Source organism: Mesorhizobium sp. AD1-1, from assembly GCF_020164655.1.
Lineage (GTDB): Bacteria > Pseudomonadota > Alphaproteobacteria > Rhizobiales > Rhizobiaceae > Mesorhizobium > Mesorhizobium ciceri.
The window spans coordinates 36,184-55,429 of sequence record NZ_JAIUGP010000012.1; the positions used below are offsets into that span (position 1 = coordinate 36,184).

At 64.0% G+C, this 19,246-nt stretch carries 17 protein-coding genes; 5 read left to right on the forward strand and 12 right to left on the reverse strand.

Annotated elements, in window-relative coordinates; translation table 11 throughout:
• Window positions 1-6 precede the first annotated feature (6 nt).
• From LB519_RS21450 to LB519_RS21460, 3 genes are all read left to right on the forward strand, one after another.
• Window positions 7-888 carry an AAA family ATPase gene (locus tag LB519_RS21450; RefSeq protein WP_063172537.1) on the forward strand — a complete coding sequence of 294 codons (882 nt, stop codon included), beginning with the start codon at window positions 7-9 and terminating at the stop codon, window positions 886-888.
• 199 nt (window positions 889-1,087) lie between these two features.
• Window positions 1,088-2,224 (forward strand): vWA domain-containing protein, encoded by a 1,137-nt coding sequence (locus LB519_RS21455; protein ID WP_127366528.1) that lies wholly within the window; start codon window positions 1,088-1,090, stop codon window positions 2,222-2,224.
• Window positions 2,224-3,111, forward strand: coding sequence for an amidohydrolase family protein (locus LB519_RS21460; protein ID WP_064994052.1), 888 nt, complete (start codon window positions 2,224-2,226; stop codon window positions 3,109-3,111). Before LB519_RS21455 ends, LB519_RS21460 begins: the two co-directional genes overlap by 1 nt.
• 4 nt (window positions 3,112-3,115) lie before the next feature.
• Here LB519_RS21460 and LB519_RS21465 read toward each other — a convergent pair whose 3' ends face one another.
• The 7 genes from LB519_RS21465 to LB519_RS21495 form a co-directional block, all read right to left on the reverse strand.
• Window positions 3,116-3,523: a carboxymuconolactone decarboxylase family protein gene (locus LB519_RS21465; protein ID WP_127366529.1), complete on the reverse strand. Its 408-nt coding sequence runs from the start codon at window positions 3,521-3,523 to the stop codon at window positions 3,116-3,118.
• A gap of 219 nt (window positions 3,524-3,742) precedes the next feature.
• Window positions 3,743-5,239 (reverse strand): sugar ABC transporter ATP-binding protein, encoded by a 1,497-nt coding sequence (locus LB519_RS21470; protein WP_127371473.1) that lies wholly within the window; start codon window positions 5,237-5,239, stop codon window positions 3,743-3,745.
• Window positions 5,239-6,294, reverse strand: a complete 1,056-nt coding sequence (locus tag LB519_RS21475) for a hypothetical protein (protein WP_027160705.1) — start codon at window positions 6,292-6,294, stop codon at window positions 5,239-5,241. The genes LB519_RS21470 and LB519_RS21475 overlap by 1 nt, the downstream gene beginning before the upstream one ends.
• Window positions 6,291-8,414, reverse strand: a complete 2,124-nt coding sequence (locus LB519_RS21480) for an ABC transporter permease (protein WP_027160706.1) — start codon at window positions 8,412-8,414, stop codon at window positions 6,291-6,293. The genes LB519_RS21475 and LB519_RS21480 overlap by 4 nt, the downstream gene beginning before the upstream one ends.
• Window positions 8,415-8,496: 82 nt before the next feature.
• Window positions 8,497-9,525 (reverse strand): sugar ABC transporter substrate-binding protein, encoded by a 1,029-nt coding sequence (locus tag LB519_RS21485; protein ID WP_013530838.1) that lies wholly within the window; start codon window positions 9,523-9,525, stop codon window positions 8,497-8,499.
• A 66-nt stretch (window positions 9,526-9,591) separates the two neighbouring features.
• Window positions 9,592-10,578, reverse strand: coding sequence for an ABC transporter permease (locus LB519_RS21490; RefSeq protein ID WP_224621127.1), 987 nt, complete (start codon window positions 10,576-10,578; stop codon window positions 9,592-9,594).
• A gap of 240 nt (window positions 10,579-10,818) precedes the next feature.
• On the reverse strand, window positions 10,819-12,282 hold the full coding sequence (locus LB519_RS21495; protein ID WP_224621129.1) for a DHA2 family efflux MFS transporter permease subunit: 1,464 nt from the start codon (window positions 12,280-12,282) through the stop codon (window positions 10,819-10,821).
• Window positions 12,283-12,403: 121 nt separating this feature from the next.
• Between LB519_RS21495 and LB519_RS21500 the strand changes: the two genes are divergently transcribed.
• Together LB519_RS21500 and hutH are read left to right on the forward strand one after the other, a co-directional pair.
• Window positions 12,404-13,405: an ornithine cyclodeaminase family protein gene (locus LB519_RS21500; protein ID WP_224621130.1), complete on the forward strand. Its 1,002-nt coding sequence runs from the start codon at window positions 12,404-12,406 to the stop codon at window positions 13,403-13,405.
• Window positions 13,402-14,883 carry a histidine ammonia-lyase gene (gene hutH / locus LB519_RS21505; RefSeq protein ID WP_224621131.1) on the forward strand — a complete coding sequence of 494 codons (1,482 nt, stop codon included), beginning with the start codon at window positions 13,402-13,404 and terminating at the stop codon, window positions 14,881-14,883. Before LB519_RS21500 ends, hutH begins: the two co-directional genes overlap by 4 nt.
• A gap of 9 nt (window positions 14,884-14,892) precedes the next feature.
• On the opposite strand, the gene purU is transcribed toward hutH, so the two are convergent.
• The 5 genes from purU to LB519_RS21530 are packed head-to-tail and all read right to left on the reverse strand — an operon-like array spanning window position 14,893 to window position 19,244.
• Entirely contained in the window at window positions 14,893-15,774 is an 882-nt protein-coding gene (gene purU / locus LB519_RS21510) for a formyltetrahydrofolate deformylase (protein WP_127369030.1), read from the reverse strand.
• Window positions 15,771-16,571 (reverse strand): 3-methyl-2-oxobutanoate hydroxymethyltransferase, encoded by an 801-nt coding sequence (locus tag LB519_RS21515; protein ID WP_024501557.1) that lies wholly within the window; start codon window positions 16,569-16,571, stop codon window positions 15,771-15,773. Before LB519_RS21515 ends, purU begins: the two co-directional genes overlap by 4 nt.
• 34 nt (window positions 16,572-16,605) lie before the next feature.
• Complete coding sequence (locus LB519_RS21520; RefSeq protein WP_013530832.1) at window positions 16,606-16,920, reverse strand: MocE family 2Fe-2S type ferredoxin; 315 nt, start codon at window positions 16,918-16,920, stop codon at window positions 16,606-16,608.
• A gap of 10 nt (window positions 16,921-16,930) precedes the next feature.
• A complete protein-coding gene (locus LB519_RS21525; RefSeq protein ID WP_127369031.1) occupies window positions 16,931-18,052 on the reverse strand; it encodes a fatty acid desaturase family protein in 1,122 nt (373 codons plus the stop codon).
• Window positions 18,053-18,062: 10 nt separating this feature from the next.
• Entirely contained in the window at window positions 18,063-19,244 is a 1,182-nt protein-coding gene (locus tag LB519_RS21530) for an aldose 1-epimerase family protein (RefSeq protein WP_013530830.1), read from the reverse strand.
• Window positions 19,245-19,246 lie beyond the last annotated feature (2 nt).

Genomic DNA, 19,246 nt, shown 5'->3' on the forward strand with positions numbered 1-19,246 from the left:
GCTGGAATGAACGGGACAAGCGCCGAGACTGTCGCAATCTCACCGGAGGCGGTGGCGCAGCATCTTGCCGCCTCGCGCTATCTGGCCGACGACAGTCTTGCGACCGCGATCTTCCTGGCGATCCGGCTGGGGAAGCCGCTGCTGCTCGAAGGCGCACCAGGCGTCGGCAAGACGGAAGCGGCCAAGGCGATCGCCGCGCTGCTCGGCCGCGATCTGGTGCGGCTGCAATGCTATGAAGGCATCGACGCCGCGCATGCGCTCTACGAATGGAATTATCAACGCCAGCTGCTCGCCATTCGCCACGCCGGCGAGCACGAGATCGACATCTACGAAGACCGTTTCCTGATCGCCCGGCCGCTGCTGCAGGTGCTGAAAGCGCCGGAACAGCGCGTGCTGCTGGTCGACGAGATCGACCGCTCGGATCATGAATTCGAGGCGCTGCTTCTGGAATTCCTCTCCGATTTCCAGATCAGCATTCCCGAACGCGGCACGATCCGCGCCACGGCACAGCCGATCGTCATCCTGACCTCGAACCGCACCCGCGAGCTTGCCGAGGCGCTGCGCCGCCGCTGTGTCTACCACTGGATCGGCTATCCCGACGCCGAGCGCGAGGCCGCCATCATCATGCTGCGCGCAGGCAATGTGGCCGAGGTAACGGCGCGCGCGGTGGCGGCGGCCGTGCAGACCATCCGCGCCCGGCCGCTGGCCAAGCCGCCGGGTATCGCCGAGGCCGTCGAATGGGCCAATGCCGCGACCATCCTGGAGAAGGGCGGCAGCCCGTGGCCGGAAGCCTTCCGCCGCGCCATCGGCGTGCTGATCAAGGACGAGGAAGACCTTTCCTACATTGCGCCGGAGCTTGGACGGATCGTCGAGGAGGCACTGGCGTGACGCGGGAGGTCATTTCGCAAGGCTGGCGGGACAGCGCCCCCCTCTGTCCTGCCGGACATCTCCCCCTCAAGGGGGGAGATCGGATGTCATCCCCGCTTTCGCTAATCGCTGACGTCGCCGAACAGAGCGAAGCGCCGAAGCTGCCAATCTCCCCCCTTGAGGGGGAGATGTCCGGCAGGACAGAAGGGGGCGACACAGAATGATGCGGGAAACAAGCTTCCCCCGCGCCGCCTCGCCATTCCTGGGTTTTGCCAGGCTCTTGCGCCGCTACGGCTTTGCCATAGCCCCCGAGCAAGTCTCCGGCTTCATGCAGGCGGTGACGTTGCTCGGGCCGCGCTCGATGGCCGACATCCGCGAGGCGGCCCTCGCCACCCTGGCGCCGCCGCCCGACCGCCGCGACGAATTCGAAGCGCATTTCCAGAGCCATTTCTATGGCAACAGGTCCGCCGTGGTCGAAGGCGACGCCGACGAGGAAACCCGCATCAAGGATGATGGCGGTGCGAGCCAGGAAGAGATCGAGGTCATCAGCCATCAGGAAGGTGGCGAACTCTCTTCCGGCGCCGAACAACTGAGTACCCGCGATTTCAAGCGCGACGACGACAACCTTGCCGCTTTCCGCCGCAGGCTCGCTTCAGCCTTGCCCGCCCGCCGCTCGTTCCGCACCGTGCGCACGCATTCGCGCGGCAAGCTCGATCTGCGCCGGTCGCTGCGGGAAATCGTCAGCGCCGATGGCGACGTGCCCTCGCCGCTGCTGCGCCGCCGCCAGACCGTGCCGCGCAAGCTGCTGCTGCTGATCGACGTTTCCGGCTCGATGAAGCTGCACACCGCAGACTATCTCAAGCTGGCGCATGCCGCCGTGCAAGGTGCCGACCGCGCCGAAATCTTCACCTTCGGCACGCGGCTGACCCGCATCACCACGGCATTGCGCATCCGCGACCGCGACCAGGCATTGGCCCGCGCCGCTGCCCAGGTCGACGATTGGGACGGCGGCACCCGGATGGGGCCGACGCTGCTCGCCTTCCTCTCGGTGCCGCGCTTTTCAGCCTTTGCACGCGGTGCCGCTATCGTCATCCTGTCCGACGCGCTGGAACGCGGCGATCATGCCGAGTTGGAGACAGCCATGCGGCGGCTGAGCGCCCGCGCCTTCCGGCTGTCGCTGGCCACACCTTTGGCCGGCGACCCGCGCTTCCGGCCGGCAACGGCGGCACTTCGCGCCATCCTGCCCGACCTCGACGATCTCGTCGACGGCTCGTCGCTTGCCGGTCTCACCGATTTCATCCTGTCGCTCGCCCGCCCTGCTCCGGCGGCGGCGACAATCTGGAAGAGGGTTTCATGATGCAGAAAACCATCGACGCACATTTTCACATCTGGCGCCAACAGGACCAGCCATGGCTGGTCGGACCGATGGTGCCGCGCATCTTCGGCCCCTACGAACCGATCCGGCGCGACTATCCGATCGAGGAATTTCTCGAAGACCAGAGGGATTCAGGCGTCGAGAAGGCCGTCTACGTCCAGACCAACTGGGCCAAGGAGGATTTCGAGAAGGAAGTCGCTTTCCTGCAGAAGACGTCCGACGAAACCGGCTGGCCGCATGCCATCGTCGGCTACACCGACATGACCGTCGACGATATCAGGCCTCAGATCGATCGCTTGATGAAATACAAGCTGCTGCGCGGCGTGCGCATGCAGTTGCACTGGCACGAGACCCCGGCCTTCCGCTTCGCCGCCTCCGCCGATCAGGTGATCGACCCGAAAGTGCGCGCCAATGTGGCGCGGCTCAAGGATTATGGCCTGTCCTTCGACCTGCAGCTCTTCCCCGCCCAGATGAAGGACGGCCTGACGCTGGTCGGCGAGAACCCCGAAACGAATTTCATCCTCACCCATGCAGGCATGCTGACCGGCATGGAACCGGAAACCACCGAGGCCTGGAAGGCAGGCCTGCAAACGCTGTCGGCGGCGCCCAATCTTTACGCCAAGCTGTCGGGCCTCGGCACCTTCGTCCACCGCAACGATCCCCTGCTGATCGCCTATGTCGTAGACAACGCGATCGATATCCTGGGCGCCGACCATCTGATGTTCGGCTCGAACTTCCCGATCGAGAAGCTGTGGACCAGCCACGCTGAGCTGATCAAGGCGCACCGCGACGCGGTGGCCAAGCATGGTGCGGTGGCCGAGGCGGATATCTTCTGGAACACGGCGGAGAAGGTTTACCGGCCGGTGTGACGCCTCACTTCACCGCGAACTGCGGATCGACTGGAATCTGCATCGCCGTCACCAGATGGTTGGTCTGGCCGGCGAGCCCGATGATCGACACCAGTTCGCCATGCTGCGCATCGGTCATGCCCTTGGCGCGGGCTGCCGCCGTGTGCGAGTGGACGCAGTAGGAGCAGCCATTGGCGGTCGACACCGCGATGTAGATCATCTCCTTGGTCAGCGGATCGATGGCGCTGTCGGCGACCATCACCACCTTCAACTGTTCCCAGATCCGCTTCAGCGCCGGAGGATCATTGGCCAGCCCGCGCCAGAAATTGTTGACGAAATCAGATTTGCGCGTCGCGCGGATGTCTTCGAACACGGCTTTCACGGCGGGAATCTTTTCGACCTCGGCATCGCTGAGGAGTTTTGTGGTGGCCATGGGGTTTTTCCTTCGTTGGATCGTTACGTGAATTGAATCAGGTCTTGAGCAATCGCGGCCAATCCACTCGTCCGATTCACTTTTCCAGCGCCGGCGTCTAGATTCAGGTCAGGCCGAGTCGAAAATGGTGGGTTCCGAGAACCGGAGCGGAGCGTACTTTTCGTACGTGAGCACCGGAAGCGCAGGAAACCGCCATTTGCAGGCCGGCCTCACCTGAATCTAATGCACGGCCGCGTACATGATCTTCTCCTCCGTGGCCTCCGCCGGCGAAAACTCCTCGACGATGCGGCCCTGGCGGCAGACCAGGATGCGGTCGGACAGGTTCATGATCTCCGGCAGGTAGGACGAGATGACGACGACGGCCAGCCCCTCATCGGCCAGCCGGTTGATGATCTGGTGGATCTCGGCGATCGCGCCGACATCGACGCCACGTGTCGGCTCGTCGAAGATGACGATGCGCGGCTTCTGCACCAGCCCCTTGCCGATCACCACCTTCTGCTGGTTGCCGCCTGACAGCTCGACGACGCGCGCATTGTCGTTGATTGCCTTGATGTTCAGCGCCTTCGTCCATTCGGCCGAGAGCGCGCGCATCTCCTGCGTGTTGATCACCCAGGCCTTTTCGCGGCCCGCCGCCAGCAGTCCGCCGAACAGGTTTTCGGCAATGCCCATCGTCTCGAAGATGCCTTCGCTCTTGCGGTCCTCGGTGACATAGACGATGCCGTCGGCCACCGCTTCGCTCGGCACGAGATAGCGCACCGGTCTGTCATCGAGTTCAATCGCGCCGCCGCGCAGGAAATCCCGCTTGTAGATGCCTGAGACGATCTTGAATGTCTCGGTGCGGCCGGAGCCGATCAGCCCAAACACGCCGGTGATCTGGCCCTCGAAGATCGAAAAAGAGGTGTTGCGCACGACATTGCTCATCGAAATGTCCTGCACCGACAGCACTTTCTTGCCCGCCTTGCGCAGCTTCGCTTCGTCGCGCTGGCGGTAGATCTGTCCCGATAGCGTGCGCCCGACCATGGCGGAAACGATCCTGTCGCGGTCGAAGGCGGATGTGTCGTCGGTAATGACCAGCTCGCCGTCGCGCAGGATGGTGATGCGGTCGGCGATATCGAGCGCCTCTTCCAGCGCATGGCTGATGAAGACGATCGAGACGCCGCCCGCCTTCAGCCGGCGGATCAGCGCGAAGAAGTGCCGCTTCTCCTCCGGCGTCAGCGTCGCCGTCGGCTCGTCGAAGATGATGATCTCGGCATTGTGGTGGACGGCGCGCGCGATCTCGACCATCTGCCGCTTGGCCGCACCCAGCGTTGCCACCATGGCGTTCGGATCGACCGGAAAATTCAGCGACTGCAGGAACTGCTGCGCTGAAATGTAGGTGCCGCGCAGCCGGTTGAGGAACTTTTCGGTGCCGAGATAAAGGTTCTGCGCCACCGTCATCGACGGCACCAGGCTGGTCTCCTGGAACACCATCGCGATGCCGGCTTCAAGCGCTGCGTGCGGCGAGGCGTAGGCGATTTCCTGGCCCTTGTGGAACATCTTGCCTGAAGTGGCGTCGACCACACCGGCGATGATCTTGGTCAGCGTCGATTTTCCCGCGCCGTTCTCGCCGAGCAGCGCATGGATCTCGCCCTTGCGCAGCTCGAAGCTGACGTTCTTCACCGCGGGCACGCCGCGATAATTCTTGGTGACGTTTTCCAGCCGAACGATCGGTTCCATCAGAAACCTCCCGAAGCGAGGTCGATCGCCAGCACGCAGTCACCGCCTCTGGAGGCGACAAACAGCCGGCCGTCCTTTTCCGCAACGCTGCAGATGCCATGACGCGTGCCGTTGGCGCGGCTGTGCAGGCTGAACAGCGGCTGCATCTTCTGGTCGAGCCTGACCACCAGCCCATAGGAGCGGCTCGGCGACCACGGCTTGTGGATGCCCATGGTGCGGATGCCGCCGCATTGCAGCGGCTCGAGGAAGCTGCGGCTGGACGCCAGTGCCGGCGCGATCCAGTAGGCCGGCGGCACTTGGCTCAGCATGTCCTGCCGGTAATGCGTTTCCTGCAGCACGAATTCGATCAGCCGGTTGCGCGGCGCAAACAAGGTCAGCCAGGCCCCACCATCGGCGGACGGCGACAGCCTCGCGGGATAGCCTGGCAGATGCGTCAGAACCGTCGAACGGCTGCCCGTCGCGCCGCCGAAACGCACCAACTGATGGCGCCAGCTTTCACTGACAAGCACATCCTTGCCGACAGGATGCAGCCCGTAGGGAAAGGCAATGTCGCCGGCGAGCTTGCGAAAATCACCGCCTGCCGCGTCTCGCTTCCAGAGCGAACCGGACGCGCCCTTCTTCATCAGATCGGCGGCCCATTGCGATGGCACATGCTCGGCCGAGCCGTTGGCCAGCCACAGCGTGCCGTCATCCGCATAGGCTAGTGCGGTGATGCAGCTGATCCCGGCCGGCAGCGAAACCTCCACGCCTGACATCAGCAACTTGCCGCTTTCCAGCCCGACCGTCAGTTCGCCCAATGGCGACAGCGCCAGCGCGGTGACGGCAGACGGAAAGGTCTCGACCACGACAGGTTGCGCTCCAGCAGCAATCGAATGGATGGCGTTGCCGCTGGAGACCACCAGCCTGTCACCGGTAACCAGCAGATTATCCGGTTCCGTCAGCTCGGCAAAAGCCGGCGCATCATCCAGCCGCGTATTGGGGCGAAAAGCGCCGTCGAGCGGCGGGATGGTCACCGCCTTGCCGCGGAACAGGTCGAGCACCGGGTCGAGGATCATGGCTTTGCTCCCCAATAGGAAGCGGGGCTGGTCCAGTTCGGGTCGGCGCCTGCAATCTTGTAGCGGCCGATGCGGTTGTTGAGGATGCCGCCTACGAACAGATACCCCTTGTGCTCGCGCATCGAGGTGACCATCGGGTGCGCGCCGCCGGTGAGATCGCCCATCGCTTCGACGATGCCGCCCCTGTCATTGAATTTCACCACACCGCCGGTGTTGATGTTGGGGAACAGCCATTCGTCCTGCGGCAGCCGGCGCGTCATGCGCTTGCGCATGTCGGGATGGCGCAGCGACAGGTCGAAGCTCGGCGTGCGCATGCCGAGCCACGCCATCCAGTAATTGCCGTCGGAGGCGCGGTTGATGTTGTCGGGATAGCCCGGCATGTCGCGGATGACGCATTCGGCGGTGCCGGCCTTCGGCCCTTCCAGCCAGTAGCGGTGCACGCGGCAGGCCCAGCTTTCGGCGAAGAACAGCGACTTGCCGTCATGCGCCATGCACACACCGTTGGTGTAGCGGTAGCCGTCGAGCAGCGTCTTCGTCGAACCGTCCTTCGGGTCGTAGACCAGCAGCCGGCCGGTGGCACGGTTCTCGATCGAATCCAGCGCCCAGTCATGGGCGTCATAACGCTTGGTCGAGTCGGTGAAATAGATGCGGCCATCGGGTGCGATGTCGCAGTCGTTGGGGTCACGCAGCCGCGCATCGTCGACGATCGAGGTCCAGGACCGCGATGTCTCGGCCGACAGCCGTTTGACTTCGCGCTGCGGCGAGACCGAATAGAGTCCCATGGCGCCGACGCAGCTGATCAGATTGCCTGATTTGTCGAAGGCCAGCCCCAGCGGGAAACCGCCGATATGGGCAAACACCTCCGACCTGACATAATCGGGCGCGAAGAAACGGACGATCTCGCCATGGCGCGTGCCGCAATAGAGATTGTCGTCGCGGTCGAGGATGACGTCTTCCGGCCCCTCCAGCTCGCCAAGCCCGATATGCTCTGCGGCCGACAGCCTGTTGTCGAGTTCGTATGGGGTGCCCGAGCCGGGTGCGGCCGACTGTGTCTCGCCCATCTTGAGATAGACCGGCGCGACATAGACCTCGTTCAGCACCTTGTGCCGGTTCTTCAGCCAGCGGATGTCGATGGTCACCGCCACTGCCAGCATGATGCCGAGCACCATCTGGTTGGTGCCGGTGCCGTAGCCCAGCCGGATCAGCCCATTGGTCATGGTCAAGACGATGATGGCGCCCATCAGCCCCTTGATTACCGAGCCTCGCCCGCCGCCGAGGCTGACGCCGCCGACCACCGCCGCCGTCAGCGCCATGATCTCGAGGTTGAGGCCGGTTCCCGGCCCTGCCCCGCTCAACCGGCAAGCAATGAGGAAGCCGCCGATCGAGGCGCAGAAGCCGGAGAAGACATAGGTCATGAACACGGTGCGGCGCACGCGGATGCCGGCATTGTGCGCCGAGCGCCTGGAGCCGCCGACCGCCAGCACGTGCCAGCCCGGCCGCGAACGCGTCAGCGCGATATGGGTGACGATGGCCAGGATGATCGCCAGCCACACCGAGACGGACAGCCCCCAGAAGGTGCTGTCGCCGATGAAGTCGAGCACATCCGATGTCGCGGTCGAGAGCTGCACATCGGCGGCATAGGTGGTGACCAGGATGTCGAACAGCGCCCGGCCGAAGATGAAGGTCACCAGCGTGGTGAGAAAGGCGCGCAGCCTGAGATAGCCGACAAGGTAGCCGTTGATGGCGCCGAAGATGAGGCCGGTGGCGAGCGATGCGGCCAGCGCCAGCCAGATCGACTGTTCGAGGATGAAGAAGACATAGACGGCGGAAAAGCACGACAGCGCGAAGATCGAGCCGACCGACAGATCGATGCCGCCACCCAGCATCACCACCGTCATGCCGGTGACGACCATCGAGAACTCGCCGAGCTGGCGGGTCGATTCCTGCAAAGCGGTCAGCTTGAAGAAGCCGGGAATGACCGAGCCGAAGGTCGCCAATGTCGCCACCAGCGCCAGGAACGGAATGGCGTTGTCGGTCCAGCGTTTGGTCAGTATCTCGCCGACGACATGGTCGGGCACGAGATTGTAGCGCCAGGACTGGAGGCGTTCGCGAAAGGACATCGGCTGCTGCTATTCCATGAGGGGACGAGGTGACCGGATCCTTCCGGTCACCTCGCTTGTACTTCAGTCGAAAAGGTGCGGCTTACTTTGCCGCCGCCGCTTGTGCCTGCAGCGCCTTCAGGTCCCAGCAGCTGTCGGGCTTGAGGTCGGCCTTGGTCGTCGCCTTCTCCAGCGTGTAGATGTAGGTGTGCGAGGTGCCGGCCGGCTGGCCGCTCTGCAGCAGGAACTTGATGATGGCGTTCATGTCGCCCGACTGGCGAGCAAGATCGGTCATCACCACAGCGCCATAGGTGCCGTCGACCAGCTTGTCGCAATCGGCCGCCTTCTCGCCGCCGCCGGTGGTGACCAGGAACACCTTGCCGTCGAGTTTGGCATCGCGGATCGCGGCGGACGCGCCGGTGGCGTCGCCATCCCAGAAATCGATGATCGAGCAGATATCCGGGTTCTGCTGCAGCATCGTCGTCGTCACGTTGCGCGAGGTCGTCGCATCCCAGTTGGAATCGGGCTTGGCCACCACCTTGAAGTCGGGATTCTTGTCCAGCACCTTCATGATGCCGGCATACTGATAGAGGCTGGAGGAATTCGCCTGGTCACCCTGCACAAGGCCGATCTTCTTCGACGAGTTCGGGCCGCAGCCCTTGATCGCCGCTTCGGCCTCGAGCTGGCCAAGCCGGTCCCAGTCACTGCCGATAAAGGCGTCGGCCGGGAAGTTGGCGGGATTGTCGACCAGGATGACATAGGTGCCGGCGGCCTGTGCCTTCTTCATCAGCTTGGAATAGGAGTTGAGGTCCGGCGCGTGGATGATCAGCACATCCGGCCTGGTGTCCGAGGAGATGGCGTCCGTGATCGCCTGCGCGCCGGCATCGACGACCCAGTTCGGGTCGCGCGTCTCGAACACGCCGCCCCAGGCCTCGACTTCGGTCTTCAGATAGTGCGCCCAGCCCTGCGCCAGGTCGAAGCCCATTGCCAGCGGCACCAGCATGACGCGCTTGCCCTTGAGCGCCTGCGCGTACGCAGCCGGCCCCGGATCGTCGGCGGCGAAGGTTGGCGCCACGAAGGCGGTGACGGCGAGCGCCGTGGCGGCGGCCATGAGTGTCTTGATCAGTTTCATGTCGGATCCTTTTGCTTTGGTCGTTGTTATCAGCGGCCGGCCCCAACCGTCCGCCGCAGTTCAGGTCTAGATGTCGCCCTGCTGGGCGGTCTGCTCGTCACGTGGATTGATGATGCCGTCGACGATGATGGCGCCGAGCAGGATCGCTGCCTTGATCAGGTTCTGGTAGAGCAGCGGAATGTCGATGATGGTCATGGCGTTGAGCAGGATGCCGATCAGTGCCGCACCGACCAGCACGTTGCGCACCCCGCCGCGCCCGCCGGACAGACCGATGCCGCCGATAACCGCCACCAGCACGATATCGTAGAGCAGCGTCGAATTGACGACGCGGGTGTTGATCGAATGCAGGCTGGCCGCCGTCAGCAGGCCGGCGACCAGTGCGACGAAGGCGGAAAGCACATAGCGCAGCACCAGCATCGGCCGCACCGGCATGCCGATGTTGCGGGCGGCCACCGGATTATCGCCGGCGAAATAGATATAGCGGCCCCATTTGGTGTGGCGCAGGAACAGGAAGAACAGGAAGGCCAGCCCTGCGAAGACGAACACCTCGATGGGAATGTCGAGGAAGCGCAGGCCACCGAGCAACTCGACCCAATGGCCCTGCGGCACCGGCACGGCATCCTGCGTGATCAGTTGCGAGCGTACATAGCCGAAGACGAAGGAGCCTGTCGCCAGCGTCACGAAGATCGCCGGCACGTCGGCATAGGCGACGAGAAAACCATTGAGCAGGCCGATGGCCAGCACACCGGCCAGCACATAGGCGAAGGCAAGCCCGTCCGGCGTCCCCGAATTCAGCAGTTGCAGGTACCAGGCGACCGACATCGCCATGATCGCGACGGCAGAGAGGTCGATGCCGCGGCCGATGATGACCACGGCCATGCCGAGCGCAAGGATGCCCAGCACCGACACGGAGCGGACGATGGCGACGAGATTGTTGGGGTCGATGAAACCTGGCAGGCCTATAGCCGCTGCAACGAACAGCACCACGGCGATGGCAAAGACAATGCCTTCCTGGTTCAGGCTCCTGAAATTTGGCCAGCCGATGGTGTTCATGTCTGCGTTTGCCCCGATGGCAGCGCTGCCATCCCTGGGAAAGAACGCTAATCGGCCCAACGCCGGTTCGTCAAATGAATCCGCGCCCGGAACCCAGGCCGGCTGCGATATTTATCGAGTGGACGCATCGATTGCCGAAGCTGGCGCAATGCGCGGAAAACTCTGCGCTTTTGGCAATTGGTTGCGCCATTGCGGCCGCACGCGAAAGCGCTGCACCAAGGCAAAGGGACAGGACGGAATTTATCTCCGCATCAGGCGGAAAAATCGATCTGAATTTCCCGGCGAGTGCCCGGAAACCTCCGCGCCCGCACCTGGCGGGAGCACGAGAAAACGCAGCGCCGCCACCAGCCCGATGGCGCCGATCACCAGAAAGGCTACTCGAAAATCCACAAGATCGAGAGCGGGGCGATCCCTGACGATCTGCGACAGATTAAGGATCGCCGCCGCCACCGCGACGCCAAACAGCATCGCCACCTGCTGCAGCATCGAGGACAGCGTCGCCGCCGAGCTTCGTTGCGACGCATCGATGTCGGCGAAGGCCAGCGTGTTAAGGGCGGTGAACTGCATCGAGCGCGACAGGCCGGCAATCAGCATCAGCGCCACCACCAGCGCTTGCGGCGTCTGCGGCGAGATCGCTCCGCAAGCCATGATCGAGGCCGAGGCGATGATGCCGTTGACGACCATCACCGAGCGGAAACCGAAACGGCGCAGCGTCGGCGTGGTCACCGTCTTCATGCCGAGATTGCCAAGGAAATAGGCCAGGATCATCAAGCCGGCATCGACAGGCGAAAGGCCGAAGCCAACCTGGAACAGCAGCGGCAGCAGGAACGGCGTAGCGTTGATCGCCACCCGGAAAATGGTGCCGGCGGCAAGCGTCGAGATGGCGAAGGTCAGCACCTTGAACGAGGAGAGATCGAGCAGCGGATGCGGCGCGCGCCTGAGATGGCGCACCGCCAGCCAGCCGAGGACGATGCCGGCTACGATCAGCAGCGCTGTCGGCAGCACGCCGTCCTCGGGATGCGCGATACGCTCGAGACCGTAGAGCAGCAAGGCAAGTCCCGCCGATGTCAGGAAAAAACCGGGCCAGTCGAGCGGCTTGGGGTCGGCCTCGCGGTCGCCTGGGATGAAACGGGCGACCAGCGCCAGCCCGACCGCGCCGAGCGGGATGTTGATGAAGAAATTCCAGTGCCAGGACAGATAGGTGGTGATGAAGCCGCCGAGCACCGGCCCGACCACCGGCGCAAACAGTGCTGGCCAGGTGATCAGCGCCGTGGCGTTGAGCAGTTCGGATTTCGGCGCATTGCGCAGGACGAGAATGCGCCCAACCGGCGTCATCAGCGCGCTGCCGAGCCCTTGCACGACACGTGCGGCGACGAACTGGGTCAGGGTTTGCGAGAGGCCGCAGGCGAGCGAAGCCAGGGTGAACAGGACGATCGCCAGCAGGAAGATGTTGCGCGCCCCGAACCGGTCGGCGAGCCAGCCCGACAGCGGCACGAACACCGCCATGGTCAGCATGTAAACGGTGATGCCGATGCTCATCGCCACCGGCGACACGCCGAAGGAGGCGCCCATCTGCGGCAGCGATGTCGAGATGATCGTCGAATCCAGCAACTGCATGAAAAAGGCGATGGCGACGATCAACGCCACGCGCCGCGCATGGGTGGCCGTTTCGGACAAGGTTGCGGTCTCGGGAATGGCAGTCATGACGGAACCGGTTTGAACAGCATCTCCCCGGCGGCGTCCAGAGACGTCGCAACAAACTTTCGTGTGCCGCCATGGCCTGCTATGGAATGGATGGGGCCGTCGAGGAGAGTATACGCGTAACATGAAGCCCATCTACATCGACTACCTCAATGCCCTCGATATCGATGCCCTTGCCATGACCGATGGCGAAATCATCGCCGCCGTCGAGGCTGGCCTGGTGGCGCAAGGCAAGGGCCAGACGGTGATCGAACCGCGCGTCCATCTCGAGCCGGACCCGTCCTTCCACGGCCATTTCAACGTGTTGCGCGGCTACGTCGCGCCGCTCGACACGGCCGGCGTCAAGATCGTCGGCGACTATGTCGACAATTACCTGCATGGCCTGCCTTCCGAATTCGGCATCCTCAACCTGTTCGACCCGCGCACCGGCGCGCCGCGCGCCATCCTCGACGCCACCGTCATCACCGACATGCGAACCGGCGCCGTCACCGCCATCGGCGCCAGGCATCTGGCGCGCAAGAATTCCAAGGTGCTGGCCCATATCGGCGCGCGCGGCACCGCCTACTGGAATGTGCGCCTGCTCGACCATCTCTTCGACTTCGACGAGATTCGCGTCCATTCGCGCCGCCCGGAAAGCCGCGACGGTTTTGCCGCCGAACTCTCCGCCGATCTCGGCAAGACGGTGACGGCGGTGGCCGACTGGAAGAGCTGCATCGAGGGCGCCGACATCGTCGTCGAGGCCTCGCGGCTGCCGGAGCCGCAGCCGTTGCTGAAGACCGAATGGATCAAGCCCGGCGCGCTGGTCGTGCCCTATGGCACGATGAGCGCGGTGGAACTGTCGTTGACCGACATAATGCAGAAAATGGTCGTCGACGATTGGGGCCAGTGCAAGGGCGGCAAGTTCGGCTCGCTACGCGCCCATGTCGAGACCGGGCGGCTGAGCGAGAAGACGCTGCATGCCGAGCTCGGCCAGATCGCCGCCGGCCTGAAAGTCGGGCGCGAAAGCGACGACGAAACGATCCTGTTCTGGCATCGTGGCCTGTCGCTGTCTGATATCGCGTTGGGCAAGGCGATGCTGGCCAAGGCGCAGGCGCAAGGCATCGGCCAGAGACTGCGCTTCGCATGAGCGCGCTCGTCCTCACCGGAACCGGCGTCGGCGTCGGCGATGTCGCTGCGGTCGCCCGCGATGGGCGCAAGGTGGAGATCGGACCCGATGTCATCGGCAGGCTGGAGAAGACACGAAGAGTGCTCGACCAGGCTGCAGCGTCCGGCCAGCAGATCTATGGCTTGAACACCGGGCTCGGCGCCAATCTCGGCACTGCTGTAGAGGGCGATGCCGGAGCCTTCCAGCGCCAGTTGCTGGAGGGACGCAGCGGCGCCGTCGGCGAAGGATTGCCGGTCGATGCCGTGCGGGCAAGCATGGCCGCGCGTGCAGCGATGCTGTCGGTTGGCGGATCCGGCCTTTCGTCTTCCGTCTTCGTTGCTTTGCTCGACGCGCTCAATGCCGGCGTCCATCCCGTCATGCCCTCGCTCGGCTCGATCGGAGCCGGCGACCTGGTGCTGATGACGGCACTCGCCCGCATGCTCACCGGCGAAGGCGAAGCCGACTATCAGGGCCGTCGCATACCGGCGGCCAAGGCGCTGATGATGGCGCGCCTCGCCCCGATCAGCCTGGCGCCCAAGGACGGGCTATCGCTGATCAACGCATCGGCGGTTTCCGCCGGCAGCGGCGCACTTGCGGTGACGGATGCCCTCACTGCCCTGGCCCAGCAACAGCATGCCGGGGCTTTGACCATGGAAGGTTTTGGTGCCAACCGCACCATCCTCGACCCGCGCCTGCATATGGCGCGCCCGGCAGCCGGCCAGCAGGAAGCAGCCAAGGTGCTGCACAATCTGCTCGTCCGAGACGACGCGCCGGCACCGACCACCTTGCAGGACCCGCTGTCGATCCGCTGCATGTCGTCGGTCCATGGCGCACTGATCGAGGCGATCGGCCAGGCGAGACAGGCTGTCGAGATCGAGCTCAACGCCGCCGCCGACAACCCGCTGGTGCTGGGCGATGATGAACTGGTACTGTCGACCGGCAATTTCCACACCGCCGCACTGGCGCTCGCCTTTGAGACGCTCGGCCTGGCGATCGCCCAATGTGCCGCGGCCAGTGCCGCGCGCTTCATCCAGCTCACCGGTTCGGGCCGCAATGGCCTGCCGAAATATCTGTCGCCGGTCGGCGGCGCCTCCGCCGGCTTCGTACCGCTACAGAAGACAGTGACCTCGATCCTGGCCGCCATCCGCCATAAGGCCAATCCGGTGATGCTCGACTTTCTGGCCGTGTCGGAGGGCGTCGAGGATCACGCCACGCAGACACCTCTGGCGGTTGCGAAATGCGCAGGGATGATCGCGCTGTGGCGGCGGCTGATCGCCTTCGAATTGATGGCCGCCGCGCAGGCCGTCGACCTGCGCGACGGCTTCACGCTGGCGCCGCGCACCGCCGCAATTCACACGGCAATCCGCGCTCTCGTCCCCATGCTGAAAGAGGACCGGCCGCTCGGTATCGACGCCGAAGCGCTCTACGCCGCGCTCGCCGGCGGAAATTGGCCGGCCTGACGCGGCTTCTCAGAAGACGATGGTCTTGTGGCCGTTGAGCATGACGCGGGCTTCGAGATGCAGCTTGACGGCGCGCGCCAGTACCCGGCTTTCGATGTCGCGCCCGACGGCGACGAAATCCTCGGCGCTCATCGCATGGGTGACGCGTTCGGTCTCCTGATCGATGATCGGGCCCTCGTCGAGGTCGGAGGTGACGTAATGCGCCGTCGCACCGATCAGCTTGACGCCGCGGTCGAAAGCCTGGTGGTACGGCTTGGCGCCCTTGAAGCTCGGCAGGAACGAATGGTGGATGTTGATCGCCCGTCCGAACAGCCGGTCCGACAGACCTTTTGAAAAGACCTGCATGTAGCGCGCCAGGATGACCAGTTCGGCCCCTGTCCGCTGCACCAGGTCCAGCAGCTTCTGTTCCTGTTCGGCCTTGTTCTCCTTGGTGGTCGGCCAATGGTGGTAGGGAATGCCCTCCAGCTCGGCGAAGCGGCGGGCATCCTCGTGGTTGGAGACGACGGCTGCAACCTCCGCGTTCAGCCAGCCGACCCTGATCTGGTACAGCAGATGGAGAAGCGCGTGGTCGAACTTGGAGACCATGACGATGATCTTCGGGCGGCGTCCCTGATCGACCAGCGCGGTCTTCATGCCGAAGCGGTCGACGCTCGATTCCAGGGCCCGCGCCAGACTGTCCCCGGTCGAGCCTGGCGGGCTGATGAAGGCGATCCGCATGAAAAAGCGATTGGTCTGCCGGTCCCAGAACTGGCTGCTTTCGGCGATGTTGGCGCCGTTCGCGGCAAGCTCCGCCGTGACGGCGGCGACGATCCCCGGCCGATCCTCGCAGGAAAGCGTGAGAATATGAACCGGCGCGGCCTCGTCCGTCGCATCATTGCCTTGAGATTTCACGCCCCGTCGACCCTCTTCATGAACAGGCTGAGTTCAGCCGGATCCATATGCACCACATGCCTGTCTTCGGGATAGGCGAGACTGTTCACGTCGGCAACATATTCCGAAAACGCGGCGATACGCTCGGCCTGCAAACGATCATATTCGGCGGCGAAATTGCGATACACCTTGGAATGACGGGGCATGTGGCCACGGTTCTGGCCGAGAATGTCGTCGGCGAACAGATATTGCGCATCGCAACCGGTACCCGCTCCCATCGACAGCATGATCAGCGACGTCCGCTCCGAGATCGCCTTGGCCACCTCGACCGGCACCACCTCGATCTCGGCGCCGATGGCGCCTGCAGCCTCCAGCTGCTTCACCGCCGCGAAGACCTCCATGGCGGTGTCGGCGGTCTTGCCGACCGCCTTGAAGCCGCCAGTCCAGGTCGCCCGTGACGGGATCAGCCCGACATGGCCGATCACCGGGATATTGTCATCGGCCATCCGCTTGATCGTGGCATAGCCGGCGCTGCAATAGACCGCGTCGGCGCCGGCCTTGTAGAGCCGGAAGGCCCAGCGCACGAAATCGTCCGCCGTGCCGATCTCGTAGAAATTGTCGCCCGGCATGGTGAACAGGCTGGGCGCCGCGTCGCGGTACTCAGGGTTGAGCACCAATTCGGGCGGCACCGAGACGATGTCGACCCCTGCGCGCTCCGCGGCCTCGGCCTCGTCCATCGTCAGCACACGCAGCATGGTCAGCTGTCGCTTGCCCTTCATGGCGCGCAAATCCGCCACCGTCGGTCTTTTTCGGCTCATCAAAAGGGTTCCCTCAGTTGCATTCGGCGGCAGGTCAGCCGATCTGGATCATCACTTTGCCAGCCTCGACCTTCACTGGATAGGTGGCGAGATTGACGCATACCGGTGCGCCTCGAGCCACGCCCGTCTTGTAGTTGAAGCGGCCGTTGTGCTTGGGGCATTCGATGATGTCGTCCATCACCAGCCCATCGGCCAGATGCGCCTTCTCATGCGTGCAGTACCCGTCGGTTGCGAAGTACTCGTCATCGGGACTGCGATAGATGGCGAAGGTACGGCCGCCATGATCGAAGCGGATGACATCCTCTTCCTCGACATCGTCGACGCCACACGCTTCAACCCAGTCGGCCATCTGCTTTTCCCTATTCCGCCGCCGCCGGAACGGTCAGTGCATGGAATTCGTCCCGGTACGGCCGCGCCGTCGGCGGCAATTCACGTTTGAGGAAATAATCCTCGTACTGAAGCTGCTTCAGCAGCACCGGCCAGACCTCGCGATAGGCATGCCACATCGAAGGGTTCGGCTCGGGCAGATCGTGCTTGATCAATTCGTGCAGCCTCGGCAGCGCGTGATAGGGCACCATCGGAAACATGTGATGTTCGACATGATAGTTCATGTTCCAATAGATGAAGCGGCTGATGGGGTTCATGTAGACGGTGCGCGTGTTCAGCCGGTGGTCGGTGACATTGTCGGCCAGCCCGATATGCTGCAGCAGGCCGGTCAGCACCATGTGCCAGCTGCCGTAGAGGCGCGGCAGGCCGATCAGCACCAGCGGCAGGAACGACCACAGATAAAGCGCCAGCCCGATCGCCCCGACATAGATGGCGACATGCCAGCGCGCGGCTGTGACCACCTTGTGAAGCTCCATCTCGGGAATAAAGCTTTTCTCGTCCGGCGAGATGCTGCCGAACGCATTGCGCACCAGCGTCGGCAGCGAATAGCGGAAATCGAGAACACCGGTGAAGGCGAGTGCGGCGCGCAGCAGGTCCGGCGGACGCATCACCGCGATCTCGGCGTCGCGGCCGACGATGATCGTGTCGGTGTGGTGGCGGGCATGGCTCCAGCGCCAGGTCACCGGATTGCGCATCAGCATGAAGCTGGCGATCTGGTAGACGGCATCGTTCATCCAGCGTGTGCGGAAGGCGGTGCCGTGGCCGCACTCGTGCCAGCGCGAGTCGCTGGACGAGCCGTAGAGCACGCCATAGACGAGCAGGAACGGCACCACCCACCACGTGCCCCAGAACCAGGCGATCCCGGCGGCGGAACCCAATATGGCAACGATCCAGATGATCGTGTCGCGGATCGCCGGGCCGTCCGAGCGCTGCATCAGCTCTTTCATCGCCTTGCGCGGCACATCGGTGTGATACCACTCGGCCGAGGCCAGCCCGGTCTCGATCGCGATGCGCGTGCTTTCCCCGACCAGGCTGTAGTCGCGCTTTTTCTCCATCACATCGACCTCCGATTTCCGGCCCGCCAGCCGGAGCATTCGTTTCGCCTCATGCCCTGTCCGCCAATCCCGGAAAATTACCCGACGGCACAGGATAATCCTGTTGCGGCTGCCTGGCGATCGACGCGATCTTTGCTTCGGCCTCGGCGATCGCGCCGGCGCCGTCGAGCACCCGGAACACTGCGTCGTAAGAACGGCTTTCACTATGCTCCAGCCAGATCATCTCGCCCCGCTCGCGCGCCGCGAGATTGCCGAGCACATGATGCGTCGAGGGTTCGATGCCCAGCGCATACTGCCCCGCCTGAAAATTCTGCCATTGATATGCGCAAGGCAGCTGGTCCTTGCGCGTCACCACTTCGAAGCCGAGCCCGAGCTGATCGTTGACCACTGCCACCGGCACCTCGCCATTGGCGTCCGCCGCCATCTCGTGCTGCCAGACCTGCTCGCTGAAACCCGATTGCGGCGCCGGCATCGTGCGGTAACCCACCTTCTGCGCCTGGTAGCGCTCGCCGGCATGGCCAGCCCAGACGACGTCGCGGATCGGCGCCAGATAGCGCGAACCCTCGTCGAGCAAGGGATGGCTGACATTGACGTGGTAAAAATACATGTGCGGCGTGCGGTTGAAACCGTGGTTGACGACGCGATCCGACAGCCGGATCTCGTTGCCGCCGACATCGGCCTCGATACGCCGGATCAGATGCAGATCCTCGCCGAACACTGCCGATTGCTGCACGGTGCCTTCGGCCCACAGCACGCAGCGGTCGCCGTCCCAGGTCTCGCCATAACCGGTCAGCCGCGCCGGAATGGTGCCGACGCGGCCATGCAGCGAATGGATCACGGTCTTCCTGCCCGGGTAGTTGTAGCTATCGGCCGGCACTTCTTCCCGGCCCAATATGTGGTCGAGGCCGCAGGTGACAAGCAGCCCTGAAAACGAACGCGCCCAAGCGAGCCCCCCTTCCCCCTCATAATCGTGCAGGCCGGGGTGGCGAAAACCGCTCGGCGAATGCCAGCCGATCGCCTGGCCCTTGAAGTCGCAGTCAGCGATGTCGAGCGCCCGGTCGACCAGTGCCGTGAAGCGCAGGCCCGAGCCGGTGCGGAACTCCAGCATGCGGATGCCGCGTTCCACCCCGTCGCCAAGCGTCATCAGCCGCACGCCGGCAAATTGCGACAGCATGCCCGAACGTTCCGACACCTGCCGGCGCGAAAGCGTCTTGCCGTAAAGTTCTACCATGT